Raw genomic sequence first — 15,671 nt, 5'->3', positions numbered from 1 at the left:
AAGCTGGTAGACTCCGCGACCATCATGATCAGACTATCCAACCTCACTTTACAGCGTGGTCCGCAGCGCTTGCTAGAAGGCGCCGAGATGACCCTGCACGCCGGTCACAAGGCCGGCCTGATCGGCGCCAACGGCGCCGGAAAATCCAGCCTGTTCGCCTTGCTGCGCGGTGAGCTTTCGCCCGATGCCGGTGACTGCCAACTGCCTGGTGACTGGCGCATCGCCCACATGCGCCAGGAGGTCGACACCCTCGACCGCCTGGCTGTGGACTATGTGCTCGACGGCGATGTGCGCCTGCGCAAGGTCCAAGCCGAACTGGCTGCGGCCGAGCAGGCTCACGACGGTACCGCCCTTGCGCGCCTGCACAGCGAGCTGGAAAGCGCCGACGGCTACACCGCCGACGCCCGTGCACGCAAGCTGCTGGCCGGCCTGGGCTTCACCAACGAGCAGATGGACCGCCGCGTCGGCGACTTCTCGGGTGGCTGGCGGATGCGCCTGAACCTGGCCCAGGCGCTGATGTGCCCGTCCGACCTGCTGTTGCTCGACGAACCTACCAACCACCTCGACCTGGACGCCATCCTGTGGTTGGAAGACTGGCTCAAGGGCTACCCCGGCACGCTGTTGCTGATCTCCCACGACCGTGACTTCCTCGATGCCGTGGTCGACCATGTGCTGCATGTCGAGCAGCGCAAGCTGAACCTGTACAAGGGCGGCTACACCGCCTTCGAGCGCACCCGTGCCGAACGCCTGGCGCAGCAGCAACAGGCCTACGAGAAGCAACAGGCGCAGCGCGCGCACATGGAAAAGTACATCGCCCGCTTCAAGGCCCAGGCCACCAAGGCCCGTCAGGCGCAAAGCCGGATCAAGGCCCTGGAGCGCATGGAAGAGCTGTCGGCGGCGCATGTCGATTCGCCGTTCGACTTCGTCTTCCGTGAGTCGCAGAAGATTTCCAGCCCGTTGCTGAGCCTGTCCGAAGGCCGTCTGGGTTACGGCGACACCGCCATCCTCGACAAGGTCAAGTTGCAGCTCACCCCGGGCGCGCGTATTGGTTTGCTCGGGCCCAACGGCGCCGGCAAGTCGACCCTCATCAAGAACCTCGCCGGTGAGCTGGAGCCCTTGTCGGGCCGCCTGGTACGTGGCGAAAACCTGGCTGTAGGCTACTTCGCCCAGCACCAGCTGGACTCGCTGGACGACAAGGCCAGCCCGCTGCTGCACCTGCAGCGCATTGCCCCCACCGAGCGTGAGCAGACCCTGCGCGACTTCCTCGGCGGCTTCGATTTCCATGGCGCCCGCTGCGACGAGCCGGTGGTGAACTTCTCCGGTGGTGAAAAAGCCCGGCTGGCGTTGGCGCTGATCGCCTGGGAGCGGCCAAACCTGTTGCTGCTCGACGAACCGACCAACCACCTCGACCTGGAAATGCGCCTGGCGCTGACCATGGCCTTGCAGGAGTTTGCCGGTGCTGTGGTGGTGGTATCGCACGACCGTCATTTGCTCAAGAGCACCACCGACGACTTCCTGTTGGTGGCCGATGGCAAGGTCGAGACCTTCGACGGTGACCTGGACGACTACAGCCGCTGGCTGGTCGAGTACCGCCAGCGCAGCGCGCCGGCCAGTACTACCCCGGCCAACCCGGACAAGACCGACAAGAAAGCCCAGCGCCAGGCCGCCGCAGCCTTGCGCCAGCAACTGGCACCGCACAAGAAGGCCGCCGACAAGCTGGAAACCGAGCTCAACCAGGTGCACACGCAACTGGCCGAGATCGAGACCGCGCTGGGTGATGGTGGCCTGTACGACGCGGCGCGCAAGGACGAGTTGCGCGACCTGCTGGCGCGCCAGACCAAGCTCAAGCAACGCGAAGGCGAGCTGGAAGAAGCCTGGATGGAAGCGCTGGAAACGCTTGAAAGCATGCAGGCCGAGCTCGAGGCGTTGTCTTGATGGAAGAACTGCGGTCGCTGCTGCCAGGGCAATGGATGGACACCTTCTGGCTGGGCTTGCAGATTCTGTTGATCCTGGTGGCGGCCTTCGTCCTGCAGCGCATCGTTGCTCGCGGGTTGAGCCGCCTGGGCCAGCGTTACCCGTTGCCGCCGGAGCTGCTGGTACCCGTGCGCGGTGGCCTGCGTTGGTTGATCATGGGCAGCGCGCTGTTGTTCGTGCTGGAGCGCCTGGGTGTTTCGGCAACCGTGTTGTGGACAGCACTTTCCGGCTTCGTCGCGGTGGCGGCGGTGGCCTTCTTCGCCATGTGGAGCGTGCTGTCCAATCTGCTGTGCGCGGTGCTGATTTTCACGGTTGGGCCGTTTCGCATCGGCGACGTGGTCGAGCTGGTCGACACCCTGGACAAGCCGGGGGTGAAAGGCCGGGTGATCGCGATCAACCTGCTGTTCACCACCTTGCTGGAAATGCCCGAGGCCGGTGGGGCGCTGGTACAGGTGCCGAACAGCCAGTTCTTCCAGAAGTCGGTACGGCGCTGGCGTGGGGCCGAGGTGCAGGCCATGCACAAAGAGGTGCCGGTAGAAGGTGACTGATTTGCCTGTGCCGGCCTCTTCGCAGCACAAGGCTGCTCCTACAGCGAAAAGGCCTTCACAGGCGACAGAAATCACTGGTTATTTTTTCACCAACCCCTTAGCTTAACGTTTTGCAACATATGTTCGAGCGAGGTGTGTGATGTCGATGGAAGTATGGTTGGGCTTCTTTGCCGCCTGTTGGGTGATCAGCCTGTCACCCGGTGCCGGGGCCATTGCCTCGATGTCCAGCGGCCTGCAATACGGCTTCTGGCGTGGTTACTGGAACGCCCTGGGCCTACAGCTGGGCCTGATCCTGCAGATCGCCATCATCGCCGCCGGCGTCGGTGCCATCCTGGCTGCCTCGGCCACGGCGTTCCAGGTCATCAAATGGTTCGGCGTCGGCTACCTTGTCTACCTGGCCTACAAGCAGTGGCGTGCTCTGCCGATGGACATGACCGATGAGTCCGGCGTGCGCCCGATCGGCAAGCCGCTGAGCCTGGTTTTCCGTGGCTTCCTGGTCAACGTCAGCAACCCCAAGGCGCTGGTGTTCATGCTGGCGGTGCTGCCGCAGTTCCTCAACCCGCATGCGCCGCTGCTGCCGCAGTATGTGGCGATCACCGTGACCATGGTCACCGTGGACCTGCTGGTGATGGCAGGCTACACCGGGTTGGCTGCGCGGGTGTTGCGCATGCTGCGTACGCCTAAGCAGCAGAAGCGTTTGAACCGGACCTTTGCCGGGTTGTTCATTGGTGCGGCTACCTTCCTGGCGACCCTGCGTCGCGCGCCTCTCTGATCACCTGACCGACGTCGATTTCAAGGCAAACACAGGCCGTGTAGGAGCAGCCTTGTGCTGCGAAGAGGCCATTGCAGCCGAAGATGATCTTTCGCCTCACCGTTCTCTTCGCAGCACGAGGCTGCTCCTACAGGGACTGCGTACCGGCCATTGCTATTTTTGCTGGTCCGCCAGCCCCTTGAGCAAATCGATCGGCAGCGGGAAGACGATGGTCGAGCTCTTGTCGCCGGCAATCGTCCCCAGGGTCTGCATGTAGCGCAACTGCATCGCCCCCGGCTCCTTGCTCAGCATCTGCGCAGCCTGCATCAGTTTCTCCGAGGCCTGCAGTTCACCTTCGGCATGGATCACCTTGGCCCGCCGTTCGCGCTCGGCCTCGGCCTGGCGGGCGATGGCGCGTATCATCGATTCGTTGAGGTCGACGTGCTTGATCTCGACATTGGCCACCTTGATGCCCCAGGCATCTGTCTGGGCATCCAGCACCTGGCGGATGTCCAGGTTCAACTGCTCGCGCTCGGCCAGCAGCTCATCCAGTTCGTGTTTGCCCAGTACCGCACGCAGTGTGGTCTGGGCCAGCTGGCTGGTCGCTACCAGAAAATCCTCGACCTGGATGATCGCTTTCTGCGGGTCGAGCACGCGGAAGTACAACACCGCGTTGACCTTTACCGAGACGTTGTCACGGGTGATCACATCCTGCGGCGGCACATCCAGTACCACAGTGCGCAGGTCGACCCGCACCATTTGCTGAATCACCGGGATCAACAAGATCAGCCCCGGCCCCTTGACCTGCCAGAAACGCCCCAGCTGGAACACCACGCCACGCTCGTATTCGCGCAGGATGCGGAACGCCGACAGCAACAGCATCACCAGCACGATCAGTACGGCGCCGAAACCCATTTGCATGAACATGGTTATTCTCCTTGCGCGGCGGGTGCGGCAGCGCTCACTTCCAGCATGACGCCATGGCGCGCGGTTACCCGCACGTTCTGGCCGGCTTGCAGCACTGTTGCGCACTGCGCTTGCCATTGCTCGCCCTGGGCCAGCACGACGCCACAGAACGGATTCCCTGGCATCACCTGGGTAACGGTGACCAGGCTGCCGACCAGGCCGGCGTCACCGCTCACCAGTGCTCGTCGGCGTGCCCTGAGGGCCATGCTCAGCACACCACCGATCAGCAGTGCCGAGAGCACTGCCAGGCTGCCGATCAAGGCCAACGGGATGCCGAAACCGGGGGCATCCGTATCGATCAGGATCAACGCGCCGACCACAAAGGCAACGATGCCGCCAAAACCGACCACGCCGAAGCTGGGCAAGAAGGCTTCGGCGATCATGAAGGCAATGCCGAGCAGGATCAGTGCCACGCCGGCAAAGCTCACCGGTAACAGCTGCAGGGCATACAACGCCAGCAGCAGGCAGATGCCGCCGACCACACCGCCTACCGCCGAACCGGGGTTCATGAATTCGAACAGCAGGCCGTACACGCCAATCATGATCAGGATCAGCGCCACGCTGGGGTTGGTGATCACCGCCAGTACCCGGGTGCGCCAATCCGGCAGGTGTTCCACCAGGCTGGCGCCAGCGGTGTGCAGTTGCTGAGGTTGGCCCGCGACCATCAACGTTTTGCCGTCGAGCTTGCGTAGCAAGTCGGGCAGGTCGTCGGCCACCTGATCGATCACGTTCAGCCGCAACGCCTCGCTGGCGGATAGGCTTACAGCCTCACGCACGGCCTTCTCCGCCCAATCGGCATTGCGTCCACGCAGCTGCGCAAGGCCACGGATGTAGGCAGCGGCGTCGTTGACCTGTTTGCGTGCGAGGGTTTCATCGTCGCTACCTTTGCCCTTTTCGTCCTTGGGCGCGCCTGGCGGGCCGCCGATCTGCACCGGCGTGGCGGCACCCAGGTTGGTCCCGGGGGCCATCGCCGCGAAATGGCTGGCGTAGAGCATATAGGTGCCGGCGCTGGCGGCGCGGGCTCCGCTGGGCGCAACGTAGCTGGCGACCGGCACGGGGCTGGCGAGAATCGCCTTGATCATCTGGCGCATGGCGCTGTCCAGCCCACCTGGGGTATCCATACGGATAACCACCAGTTGCGCGCCCTGCGCCTGGGCTTGGTCGAGGCCGCGCAGCAGGTAATCGGCGCTGGCCGGACCAATCGCGTCATCGATGTCCAGCACCCACACTGCGCCAGGCGCTGCCTGGCCACCTGGCGTGATGCCAAGCAACAACACCAGCATCAGCCAGCGCCAGCAGCGGGCGATCACCTGTCGTCACCTCGTTTGCCTCTATTGCACAAGTTTAGCCCTGCCTGCCGTTGCCCGGCCTAAAATTGGAAATTGGGGGGCGAAACCGGAGGTGCATCATGCGTATGGCAAAGACCCTGCAGGCCCGCCTGGACAAGGCCAACTGCGACTACGACATCATTCCCCATCCACATTCGGCCACCAGCCTGGAGTCGGCCCGCACAGCCGGCGTGCCCGCCGAGCGGGTTGCCAAGTCGGTGATGCTCGATGACCGTCACGGCAACTACATCATGGCCGTGCTGCCGGCCAACCGGCACCTGGACATGAGCAAGGTACGCATGTCGGGGGCCTGGCAACTGACCCGTGAAAGCGGCCTGCCAAGCCTGTTCAATGACTGCGAGCGCGGCGCAGTGCCGGCCCTCGGCGATGCCTATCAGATAAAAATGCTGCTCGACCCGAGCCTTACCCGCCAGGGTGATGTCTACCTGGAGGCGGGTGACCACGATCACTTGATCCACATGAGCATGGAGCAGTACATGAAGCTGGTGCCGCACGCCGAAGTGCGCGAGCTGTGCTGATGTTTTCACACCACTGCCAGGCGGGCGTCGTGGACGGCCTACCTGGCGCTCAGGAGGAACCATGGAAGCGCCGATCCATCCCTTTGCCGACCTGTTCAAGCAGTTGGGCTTGCCCGACGACCCCAAGAGCATCGATCAGTTCATCACCAGCCATTCGCCGCTGAAGAACGAGATAAAGCTGGTGGATGCGCCGTTCTGGAGCGACTCTCAGCGTGCTTTTCTCAAGGACAGCATCATTGAAGATGCCGATTGGGCGGAGCCTTTCGATCAACTCAACGAAGCGTTGCGCCGCCCCCGAAAATAAAGCGCCGAGTGGCACCTGACGAGTGATCGGCCGTTGCTATGCTCAGGAAAACAATAAGGGGATAGCGAGATGAAAGATCCCTATGCACCAGGTTTCTGGTGCTCCGTGACGATCCTGGGCACCCTGACGGCCAGTTACTTCTACGGCATCAGGCAGACGCAACAGATGAACCAGGCCGTGCATTTCCTGTATGCCGCTGCCGCGGTCACTGTGGCGGTTGCATTGGTGGCGCTGACCTGGATCGCCTGGCAACAGTTGCACCTGAACAAGCGCGAAGTGGTTCAGGGGCGAACGTTGCTGACCATCTGGAATACCAAGGTGGCGCTACGTCGCGTCGAAACCGTATTCGACCGCTATTTCTGGGGCAGCTACTGGCATTCGGGGCGTACTTTCGAAGAGGTCATGGGCGAGCTCAAGGGCACACCGCTGGAGCAGAGCCTGGATGCGCTGAAGCGCCAGTGCCGGGTGCTCGACCGCGAAATCCATGACCACCATCACCATTGGTTGGCCAACGCCCGCGACCTGTCCAGCGTGGCCCAGGCCATGGCCCGTGAGCGCTACCAGCTGGACTTGGGCGAACCCACGCACAGCGGCCATGGCAATACGGCCGTGCTGAACCGAGACCTGGAAGTGCTGGTGTACACCTGGTCGGCGCGCCTGCGCAGCTTCGACCATCAGTTGGACGAGCTGGAGCGCGCATACCATTGAGGCGCTTCATTCACCGCGGATGTACTGCTCCAACTGCAGGATCAGGCTGGCCTGTTCGGCGATGGTTTCCTTGACCAGGTCACCGATCGACAGCAGGCCCAGCAGTTCGCCGTTGCTGACCACTGGCAGGTGGCGCAGGTGGCGGTTGGTCATCAGGTTCATGCAGTACTCAAGGTTCTGCTTCGGTTCCACGGTGACGACCGGTGCGCTCATGATTTCGCGTACCGGCGTGGCGGCGGACGAGCGGCCTTTGAGCACCAGTTTGCGCGCGTAGTCCCGCTCACTGACGATACCCACCACCTGGTTGCTTTCGACCACGGGCAACGCACCGACGTTTTTTTCCGCCAGCATTTTCAGGGCGTCGAGCACCGAGTCATCCGGGCCGATGGTGTACACGGTCTGGTGCTGGGACTTGGTCTTGAGGATTTGTTCGACGGTCTTCATACGGGCCTCTGCGGGTGAAAAAAGCGCTGTCTCGGTGTAACTAAAGCATCCGGTACGGCGCTCTGCACGGCAATGCAGGAAACGGCATGGAGTCGATTGAAAAACGTCATGGGTGTTCGTAGCGTCATCCGGTAGGAGCAGCCTTGTGCTGCGAAGAGGCCCGCATGGCAAAAGACGCCCTGTGGCCGTACTGACCTCTTCGCAGCGCAAGGCTGCCCCTACAATGGAATCGACGCCAATCAAAGCTTCGGCATCTGCCCGATCCGCGCCACCATCTCGCTCACAACCTGCAGGTCCAGCATGAACTGCTCGACGGTCTTGAACTCGTTGTCGTTGTGCCCGGTGTATTTCACATCCGGCATGGCCAAGCCGAACTGCACGCCATTGGGCAAGTCGTGCACCGAAGTCGCACCGGCCGAGGTGCCGAACTCATGCTTCATGCCCAGGTTCTCGCTGGCCACCGCGAGCAGGGCCTTGACCCATTCGCCTTCGGGGTTGCGGTACATCGGCTCGTCCAGGCTGTAGTCGAACGCCACCGAGGTGTGGCTTTGCCGGGTCCACTTGCCCAGTTTGTCGGCCAGCTCGTCCTTGATCGTGGCAATGGGCTTGCCTTTGGGAATGCGCAGGTTCACTGCCAGTTTCAGACCTTTTTCGTCCACCCCGACAAAGGTCAGCGAGGCGGTCAGCGGGCCCATGAACGAGTCCTTGAAGGCCACGCCCAGCTTGTTGCCCAGGTAATCCAGGCCCCAGTTATCGGCGGCGTAGCGGGCGGCGTCGGTGAAGTGGTTCTGCTTGAGTGGCACCTGCTTGCCCAGGCCATTGATGAAGTCGAGCATGCGTGCAACCGGGTTCACCCCGGATTCCGGCTCCGAAGAGTGGGCGGAAACGCCGGTCACGGTGAGCAACACCTGTTTGCCCTCGGCTTTGGCGTCGATGCTGAAGTCGCCGCCATGCTGCTTCACGTATTTGTCGCCGGCACTTTGCAGGTTTTTAGCCAGTTGTTCCGGGTTGTCGGAAACCAGGGTCGCTACCGAGGTGGTCGGGATCTGGTTGGTGGCCAAGCCGCCAGTCAGGTTGACGATTTCCGCACCCTTGCCAGTGCCTGCCCGCTTGCTGAAGCTGGCCATGACGGTGCCGTAGCCTTTCTCGGCGATCACCACCGGGTAGCCGCCATCGAGGGCCAGGTTGTAGTCCGGCGTGGGGTTGCGCTCGAAGTAATAGGGGATCGCATCACCGCTGGTTTCTTCGGTGGTGTCGATCAGCAGCTTGAACTGCCGGGCGAGCGGCAGGTTTTCGTCCTTGGCCACCTTCAGTGCGTACATCGCCACCACGATGCCGTTCTTGTCGTCTTCGGTGCCGCGGCCGTACATGCGGTCACCGATTAGGGTGACTTTGAACGGGTCCAGGCGCGTACCGTCGGCCAGCTTCCAGTTGTCCGGGTTGACCGGCACCACGTCGGCGTGGGCATGGATGCCGATCACTTCCTTGCCGCTACCCAGCGAAATTTCGTACACCCGGTTGTCGATGTTGCGGAAGGCCAGGCCAAAGCTGTCGGCCAGGGCCTTGATCCTGTCGGCGATCTTGAGGAACTCAGGGTTTTCGTACTGCGGCGTGCCCTCGACGTTGAAGGTGGGGATGGCCACCAGCTCGCGCAGGGTTTCGGTTGCAGCCTTGCCGTACTTGATGCGGGTGTACAGGCCGAGCAGGCGGTTGATTTCGCCTTGCTGCTCGGCGGCCAATGGCGTGTTGGCCAGGTAGGCGTCGAGGGTCGCCCCGAGGTTGTCGGCCTTGGCCAGGTCGCTGCCTTTGAGCTTGCCGAGGAATTGCTTGAAGTCGCTGGGGTCGCTGCCGTCGAAGGCTTTGACGATGGCAGCGGACTGCTGCTGGGTGAGGTTGGCCTGGGCCGGCTGGGTGAACAAACCGATGCTGGCCAGCAGCAGGGTGGTGGCGGTCAGTTTTCTCAGGTGCATGGTTGCGCGCATTCCTTTGCCAGTCATTGTCATGGGTTACCCGTGCGAAAACGGGAAGATGCCCACGCTAACACCAATGACCCATGGCACGGGAGTACCAGAAACGCGACATGCCGCACAAACGAAAAAGCCCCGGGCTCAGGCCCAGGGCTTTCTTGATATGGCGCACTCGGCGGGATTCGAACCCACGACCCCTGCCTTCGGAGGGCAGTACTCTATCCAGCTGAGCTACGAGTGCAACGCGCACGCATGATACCCATCTGAATCGGTGACGTCCATCGCCTTGATCTGTAGCTGTTTTTACCTTGTTGGCTATGCCGATCCCTAGAGGCCGGATGCGTGTCGACATCTCAAAGGGCGATCAACTCGGGCCTCAGGCCCTCTACACGGCGTACCGGTGGCGGCAGGTAACCGCCGTCACCGGTGATCTGATGCAGCACTTTTTCGCGCAGGCCGTGCAGCGCCACGCCGGAGCGCAAGCGCGGGTGCGGCAGGTCTATTTCCACCACCGACTTGATGCGACCTGGGCGTGGCTCCAGCACCACCACCCGATCAGCCAGGTACGTCGCCTCCTCGGCATCATGGGTCACCAGCAAGGTTGTGATACCGGCCCGCTCGCGAATGGCCAACAGCTCGTCCTGCAGTTGCTGGCGGGTCAGCGCATCCAGCGCGCCGAAGGGTTCGTCGAGCAGCAAGATACGTGGGCTGGCTACCAGGCCACGGGCAATGGCCACGCGCTGGGCCATGCCGCCGGACAGCTGATGCGGGTAGGCGGATTCGAAACCCACCAGCCCCACCAGTTGCACGAACTCGTGCACGCGCCGTGCCCGCTCACCTTGGGTCAGCGATTCATTGACCAGGCCCAGGGCGATGTTCTGCTCCACGTTCAGCCAGGGGAACAACCGATGTTCCTGGAACACGATGCCGCGTTCGCCGCCAATGCCGCTCACGCTATGCCCGTCAACACGAATACTGCCGCTGTAGTCGGTGTCCAGGCCCACCAGCAAGCGCAGCAAGGTGGACTTGCCGCAACCGGAGGCGCCGACAATGGCGATGAACTCACCTTCGTTGATCGACAGGTTGAAATTGCGAATGGCCTCCAACGGCTGGCCGTCCACGGTGAAGACTTTGCCAACCCCCTCGAAGCTGACTAATGGCGGGGTGGCGTCGGGCTGGTTGGCCGCGTGCAGGTGCGAGGTATTGAAGGCGTTCATGCGGTTCTCCAGCGCGTGGCGCGCGATTCGAGGCGTTGTCCAAGGGTGCCGAGCAAGGCGCCGACCAGGCCGATCAGGACCATGGCGGCCATTACCTGGTCCATGCGGAACAGTTGCTGGGCGCCGATCATCAGGCTGGCGATGCCGCCGTCCGAGGGCATGAAGTACTCTGCGCCGATGGTGCCCAGCCAGGCATAGATCAGCGACAGGCGCAGGCCGGCGAAAATGGCCGGGGCCGCACCGGGCAGTACCAGCAGGCGCAAGCGTTGCCACAGGCCCAGGCGCAGGGTACGGGCTGCTTCGCCCAACTGCGGCGAGAGGCTGGCGATACCGCGCTGGGTAGCGATCAGCAGCGGGAAGAACGCGGCCAGGCCGACGAACACGTGCTTGGCCCCTTCACCCAGGCCGAACCAGGCGGTGAGCAACGGCACCCAGGCGAACAGCGCCACCTGGCGCAGGGCCGAAAGCGTGGGCCCGAACAGGCGTTGCGCGTCGTTTGAAAGCCCCAGCAGCAAGCCGGTCAGCAGGCCGGCGCCACCCCCCAGCAGCAGGCCGGTCAGGGTGCGTTGCAGGCTCAGCAGCAAGGCCTGCGGCAACGACCCATCGGCCAGGCCGACCAGCAGCGTGCGCAGTACTTCAAGTGGCGAGGTCAAGATATTAGGGTCGACCCAGCCGAAGCGGCTGCTGGCTTGCCACAGCGCCAGTATCGCCAGCGGCAGCAGCAGGCTTTGCCAGCCGCGTGGCACAGGACCGCGCTGTTGTTCACCGGTAGCAGGGTGCGGCCAGTACAGCAGGCGCTTTTCCACGGCCGAGAAGCTGCGCTCCAGCACGGCGCCCACCAGGCCGATCACCAGGATGCACAGCAGCACCAGGTCGAGCATGAACAGCTGCCGGCCCCACACCATCAGGTAACCGATCCCCTCGCTGGAGGCCAGCAGCTCGACTGCCAGCAACGAAGTCCAGCCGGTGGCCAGCGCCAGACGTACGCCGGTAAGGAAGGCGGGAAGGGCAGCCGGCAGCAACAGGCGCAGGAACAACAGACGGCGAGGCAGGCGCAGTGTCGCAGCGGCCTCGCGCAGTTTGGGCTGGGCATCGCGCACACCGACCAGCGTGTGCAAGGTGACGGGGACCACCACGGCTTTCACCAGCACCACCAGCTTGAGCCACTCGCCGATGCCGAAGAACAGCATGAACAACGGGATCCAGGCCAGGGTAGGAATTTGTGCCAGCGCCACAAAAGTTGGCAGCACCAGTGTCTGCGCCTGACGCGAAGCGCCCAGCCAAACACCCAACAGCAAGCCGCTGCCGATACCCACCGCCAGCCCCCAGAACAACCGCTGCAAGCTTATCCACAGGTGCCCCCAAAGCTCGCCGGAGCCGAACTCCAGCGCGCTTTGCCACACCAGCGCCGGCGCCGGCAGAATCTGTTCGCTCATCCAGTGCTGCCGGCTCGCCACCACCCACAGTAGCCCAATCAGCACAGGCAACACCCACGGCAGAACCCGCTCCAAAGAGACGATGCGGTCCCTGTAGGAGCGGCCTTGCGCCGCGAATGGGCCGCGCAGCGGCCCCCCCCGATTCCTGCTCAGAACTCCATTCATCGGCCATCTCTCGAAGCGTTGTTAAGTTATTCACTTATGGAATTAAAAAATTACAAAGGTGACTTTCAAGAGATAAGAGCATGCGCTCCATGCATACGGAAGCCCCTCGCCGTTGCGTTTTCCTCATATTTTCCATGCGTTTTCCGCAACCCCCGCTCAGCCCCGCATGCCGCCTGATTTATGCCTTCCAGTTACTAAAAAATGAAGTTTTGATCTTTGTAGGTTCTAACAAGACCTGCCTAGCTTCTGGCCAAAGCGCCGGCCATCGCCGGTGGCAGCCTGCCAAGGAGCCTTGCCATGAAAACCCCATTGCGTCACCTGATTACCGCCCTTGGGCTGGCTGTCACCCTAAGCGCTCAAGCGGCTGAACCCGCCAAGCCAACAAGCATCCGCATCGCCGTGCCCGACCTCAGCGCCGGCAGCAAACCCAGCGCCGGTGGCGTGGTCGATGTGCTGCGTGACCAGCAGTTGCTGGAGAAGGCATTCGCCAAGGACGGCATCCGCATCGATTGGCATTTCTTCAAAGGTGCCGGGCCGGTGGTGAACGAGGCGTTGGCCAACGGACAAGCCGATTTCGCCTACCTCGGCGACCTGGCGGCAATCGTCGGCAAGGCCAATGGCCTGGACACCCGCGTGTTGTCGGCGGGCGTGCGCGGGGTGAAGAGCTACCTGGGCGTGGTGCCCGGCTCTGGCATCAAGACCCTGCACGACCTCAAGGGCAAGCGCGTGGCGGTGTTCCGTGGCACTGCCAACCAGCTTTCGTTCGCCAGCGCCCTGGCCAGCCAGGGCCTGAGCGAACGTGAGCTGAAGGTGATAAACCTCGATTTCAATGCCGCCAACGCTGCGCTGGCGGCCAAGCAGGTCGACGCCACTTGGGGCTTGTCCAACCTGCTGTCGCTGCGTGAGCGCGGGTTGGTCGAGCTACCGGTCAACTCGCGTGACCTGGAAGGCGCGGGCAGCACCCAGGCAGTGCTGCTGGGCACCGGTGACTTCATCCGTCAATACCCCGAGCTGGTGCAGCGCCTGGTCAATGCCCAGGAGCAGGCCAGTGCCTGGCTTCGCGACGAACACAACCGCGAGGCCTACATCGATCTGGTGGCCAGCAACGCCAATTGGCCGCGCGGCATCCTCAGCGATGACCTGGCCAAGGAAGACCTCGCCCACTACTTCGACCCACGGCTGGACGCCGGATTCGTCGGCCAGCTGCAGCAGGGCGTCGACCTGGCTGCCAAAGAACGCCTGATCCGCCGTGGCTTCCAGGTAGCCGACTGGATCGAGCCGCGCTTCCTCGACGCTGCGCTGAAACACGAACAGGCCGTGCAGGCCGCCCGCTGAACCTCAAATAACCCGACCATGACCGCAAGGACCACGACCATGAGCAATGCTGCCCTGGCCACCGCGCCACAAACCCTCGCACTCGACATTCACCCGGTTGCCGGCCGTATCGGCGCGGAAATTCGCGGAGTAAGGCTGTCCGCCGACCTCGATGCCGTCACAGTCGAAGCCATTCAGGCGGCACTGGTACAGCACAAGGTGATCTTCTTCCGCGATCAGACCCACCTGGATGACCAGAGCCAGGAGGGCTTTGCCAAACTGCTCGGCGAGCCGGTGGCCCACCCGACCGTACCGGTGGTCGATGGCACCAGCTACCTGCTGCAACTCGATGGCGCTGAAGGCCAGCGGGCCAACTCCTGGCACACCGACGTGACCTTCGTCGATGCCTACCCCAAGGCCTCGATCCTGCGTAGCGTGGTGGCGCCTGCTTCGGGTGGCGATACGGTCTGGGCCAACACGGCCGCGGCTTATCAGGAGCTGCCCGAGCCGTTGCGCGAGCTGGCCGACAAGCTGTGGGCGGTGCACAGCAACGAATACGACTACGCCAGCCTCAAGCCGGATGTCGACCCTGCGAAGCTGGAACGCTACCGCAAGGTGTTCACTTCCACGGTGTATGAGACCGAGCACCCGGTGGTGCGCGTGCACCCGGTCAGTGGCGAGCGGGCGTTGCAGTTGGGGCATTTCGTCAAGCGCATCAAAGGCTATTCGCTGGCGGATTCGCAGCATCTGTTCGCGGTGCTGCAAGGGCATGTGACGCGCCTGGAGAACACCGTGCGCTGGCGCTGGCAGGCAGGGGATGTGGCGATCTGGGATAACCGTGCGACGCAGCATTATGCGGTGGATGACTATGGGACCCAGCCGCGCGTGGTGCGTCGGGTGACCTTGGCCGGAGAAGTACCGGTAGGTGTGGATGGGCAGCTGAGCCGAACTACCCGCAAGGGCTGAACCCCGTCGTTTTCCTGTGTAGGAGCAGCCTTGTGCTGCGAAAAGGCCGGTGCAGACATCGCCAATTTATGGTGTTTGCGCCGGCCTTTTCGCAGCACAAGGCTGCTCCTACACACGTTCGCTATCACAGGCAATCAACTGCCTGACCAATCCCTGAGCCAGCGGCGAAAGGCCATACCCCACCCGGCTCACCACCCCATAGCGGGTATGGCACGCCTCTTCCTGCTCCGGCGTGAGGTCCGCCAGTTGTAGCTTCACCAACCCGTCCTCGCCTTGATAGGGCCGCAAATTGGCATTGCAGGCAATGCCGATGGTGTCCGAGTGCATCACCACATTGAGCAGCGCATAGCCGTGTTCGCACTCCACCGCTGGCAGGAAGTCCTGTCGCCCGCTGAGGTCGCTGAGGATCTTGCGGATATTCGGCGGGCGAAAGGTGGTGGCCATCGGGTAGTCGAACAGGTCTCGCGCCAGCACGCTCTGCTGCTCGGTCAGCGGGTGCCCGGCGCGGCAGCAGAAATGCCAGCGTTGCGGGGTCAGCTTGTGCACCTGGTAGTCCGGATCGGACTCGAACTGGCGGGTGTCGGCCACGAAAAACTCGATCTCCTCGGCAACCAGTTTGCGGTTCAGCGCCTGCCAGTTATCCACCTGGAAGCAGGTGCGCGCCGCCGGGTATTCGGCCACGAAGCGCGCCACCGCACGCGGCACCAAGCCACCGGCCGGCGCAGGGCCGGAGCCAAAGCGCACTACCCCGGTGGTGGCGCCGTTGAACTGGTGGATTTCGTTGACCAGGTTGTGCGCCCCGTGCACCAGCCGCCGCGAATGCTCCAGCACCAGCAAGCCCTGGCGGGTCGGCGCCAGTTCCTTGCTGGCGCGGTCCACCAGGCGGCAGCCGATGTTGTGCTCCAGGGTCTGGATGCTGCGGCTGAAAGCCGACTGCGACAGGTTCACCGCCGCCGCCGCCGCGACAAAACTGCGGTGCTCGACAAGGGCAATGTAATGGCGCAACTGACGCAGATCGATATGCATTTTCTACATTAAAACCTT

At 63.0% G+C, this 15,671-nt stretch carries 15 protein-coding genes and 1 tRNA gene; 8 read left to right on the top strand and 8 right to left on the bottom strand.

All coding sequences use genetic code 11. The annotated features are described in order from the left end of the window. Positions 1–24: 24 nt before the first annotated feature. The 3 genes from ACNFBR_RS19640 to ACNFBR_RS19630 all read left to right on the top strand — a co-directional run bounded on the left by ACNFBR_RS19640 (position 25) and on the right by ACNFBR_RS19630 (position 3,294). Positions 25–1,935, top strand: a complete 1,911-nt coding sequence (locus ACNFBR_RS19640; protein WP_416736388.1) for an ATP-binding cassette domain-containing protein — start codon at positions 25–27, stop codon at positions 1,933–1,935. Then, complete coding sequence (locus ACNFBR_RS19635) at positions 1,935–2,522, top strand: mechanosensitive ion channel domain-containing protein (protein WP_416736387.1); 588 nt, start codon at positions 1,935–1,937, stop codon at positions 2,520–2,522. Before ACNFBR_RS19640 ends, ACNFBR_RS19635 begins: the two co-directional genes overlap by 1 nt. Before the next feature lie 139 nt (positions 2,523–2,661). After that, positions 2,662–3,294 carry a LysE family transporter gene (locus ACNFBR_RS19630; RefSeq protein WP_416736386.1) on the top strand — a complete coding sequence of 211 codons (633 nt, stop codon included), beginning with the start codon at positions 2,662–2,664 and terminating at the stop codon, positions 3,292–3,294. A 153-nt stretch (positions 3,295–3,447) separates the two neighbouring features. On the opposite strand, the gene ACNFBR_RS19625 is transcribed toward ACNFBR_RS19630, so the two are convergent. Together ACNFBR_RS19625 and ACNFBR_RS19620 are read right to left on the bottom strand one after the other, a co-directional pair. Beyond that, a complete protein-coding gene (locus ACNFBR_RS19625; RefSeq protein WP_416736385.1) occupies positions 3,448–4,200 on the bottom strand; it encodes a slipin family protein in 753 nt (250 codons plus the stop codon). 2 nt (positions 4,201–4,202) lie between these two features. Continuing rightward, positions 4,203–5,549, bottom strand: coding sequence for an NfeD family protein (locus tag ACNFBR_RS19620; protein WP_416736384.1), 1,347 nt, complete (start codon positions 5,547–5,549; stop codon positions 4,203–4,205). Between the two features lie 98 nt (positions 5,550–5,647). On the opposite strand from ACNFBR_RS19620, the gene ACNFBR_RS19615 reads away from it, so the two are divergent. The 3 genes from ACNFBR_RS19615 to ACNFBR_RS19605 all read left to right on the top strand — a co-directional run bounded on the left by ACNFBR_RS19615 (position 5,648) and on the right by ACNFBR_RS19605 (position 7,118). Beyond that, positions 5,648–6,106 carry an aminoacyl-tRNA deacylase gene (locus ACNFBR_RS19615; protein ID WP_012270008.1) on the top strand — a complete coding sequence of 153 codons (459 nt, stop codon included), beginning with the start codon at positions 5,648–5,650 and terminating at the stop codon, positions 6,104–6,106. Between the two features lie 61 nt (positions 6,107–6,167). Next, positions 6,168–6,410 (top strand): DUF2789 domain-containing protein, encoded by a 243-nt coding sequence (locus ACNFBR_RS19610; protein ID WP_416736383.1) that lies wholly within the window; start codon positions 6,168–6,170, stop codon positions 6,408–6,410. Positions 6,411–6,479: 69 nt separating this feature from the next. Beyond that, positions 6,480–7,118 carry an NADH:ubiquinone oxidoreductase subunit N gene (locus tag ACNFBR_RS19605; protein WP_416736382.1) on the top strand — a complete coding sequence of 213 codons (639 nt, stop codon included), beginning with the start codon at positions 6,480–6,482 and terminating at the stop codon, positions 7,116–7,118. A gap of 6 nt (positions 7,119–7,124) precedes the next feature. Here ACNFBR_RS19605 and ACNFBR_RS19600 read toward each other — a convergent pair whose 3' ends face one another. The 5 genes from ACNFBR_RS19600 to ACNFBR_RS19580 form a co-directional block, all read right to left on the bottom strand. Further along, on the bottom strand, positions 7,125–7,562 hold the full coding sequence (locus tag ACNFBR_RS19600) for a CBS domain-containing protein (RefSeq protein ID WP_416736381.1): 438 nt from the start codon (positions 7,560–7,562) through the stop codon (positions 7,125–7,127). A 239-nt stretch (positions 7,563–7,801) separates the two neighbouring features. Then, positions 7,802–9,532, bottom strand: coding sequence for a dipeptidase (locus ACNFBR_RS19595; RefSeq protein WP_416736380.1), 1,731 nt, complete (start codon positions 9,530–9,532; stop codon positions 7,802–7,804). A gap of 161 nt (positions 9,533–9,693) precedes the next feature. Beyond that, a tRNA-Arg gene (locus tag ACNFBR_RS19590) sits at positions 9,694–9,770 on the bottom strand. A 112-nt stretch (positions 9,771–9,882) separates the two neighbouring features. Then, entirely contained in the window at positions 9,883–10,746 is an 864-nt protein-coding gene (locus ACNFBR_RS19585) for an ABC transporter ATP-binding protein (protein ID WP_416736379.1), read from the bottom strand. Next, positions 10,743–12,347 carry an ABC transporter permease gene (locus ACNFBR_RS19580; protein WP_416736378.1) on the bottom strand — a complete coding sequence of 535 codons (1,605 nt, stop codon included), beginning with the start codon at positions 12,345–12,347 and terminating at the stop codon, positions 10,743–10,745. The genes ACNFBR_RS19585 and ACNFBR_RS19580 overlap by 4 nt, the downstream gene beginning before the upstream one ends. A 297-nt stretch (positions 12,348–12,644) precedes the next feature. Between ACNFBR_RS19580 and ACNFBR_RS19575 the strand changes: the two genes are divergently transcribed. Continuing rightward, a complete protein-coding gene (locus ACNFBR_RS19575; protein ID WP_416736377.1) occupies positions 12,645–13,682 on the top strand; it encodes an ABC transporter substrate-binding protein in 1,038 nt (345 codons plus the stop codon). Between the two features lie 39 nt (positions 13,683–13,721). Next, positions 13,722–14,627, top strand: coding sequence for a TauD/TfdA dioxygenase family protein (locus ACNFBR_RS19570; RefSeq protein ID WP_416736376.1), 906 nt, complete (start codon positions 13,722–13,724; stop codon positions 14,625–14,627). A 108-nt stretch (positions 14,628–14,735) separates the two neighbouring features. On the opposite strand, the gene ACNFBR_RS19565 is transcribed toward ACNFBR_RS19570, so the two are convergent. Beyond that, positions 14,736–15,653, bottom strand: a complete 918-nt coding sequence (locus ACNFBR_RS19565; protein WP_416736375.1) for a LysR family transcriptional regulator — start codon at positions 15,651–15,653, stop codon at positions 14,736–14,738. Between the last annotated feature and the right edge of the window lie 18 nt (positions 15,654–15,671).

This window comes from Pseudomonas sp. NY11955 (genome assembly GCF_048068035.1).
GTDB lineage: Bacteria > Pseudomonadota > Gammaproteobacteria > Pseudomonadales > Pseudomonadaceae > Aquipseudomonas.
This window is presented reverse-complemented; position numbering and strand designations above follow the sequence as displayed.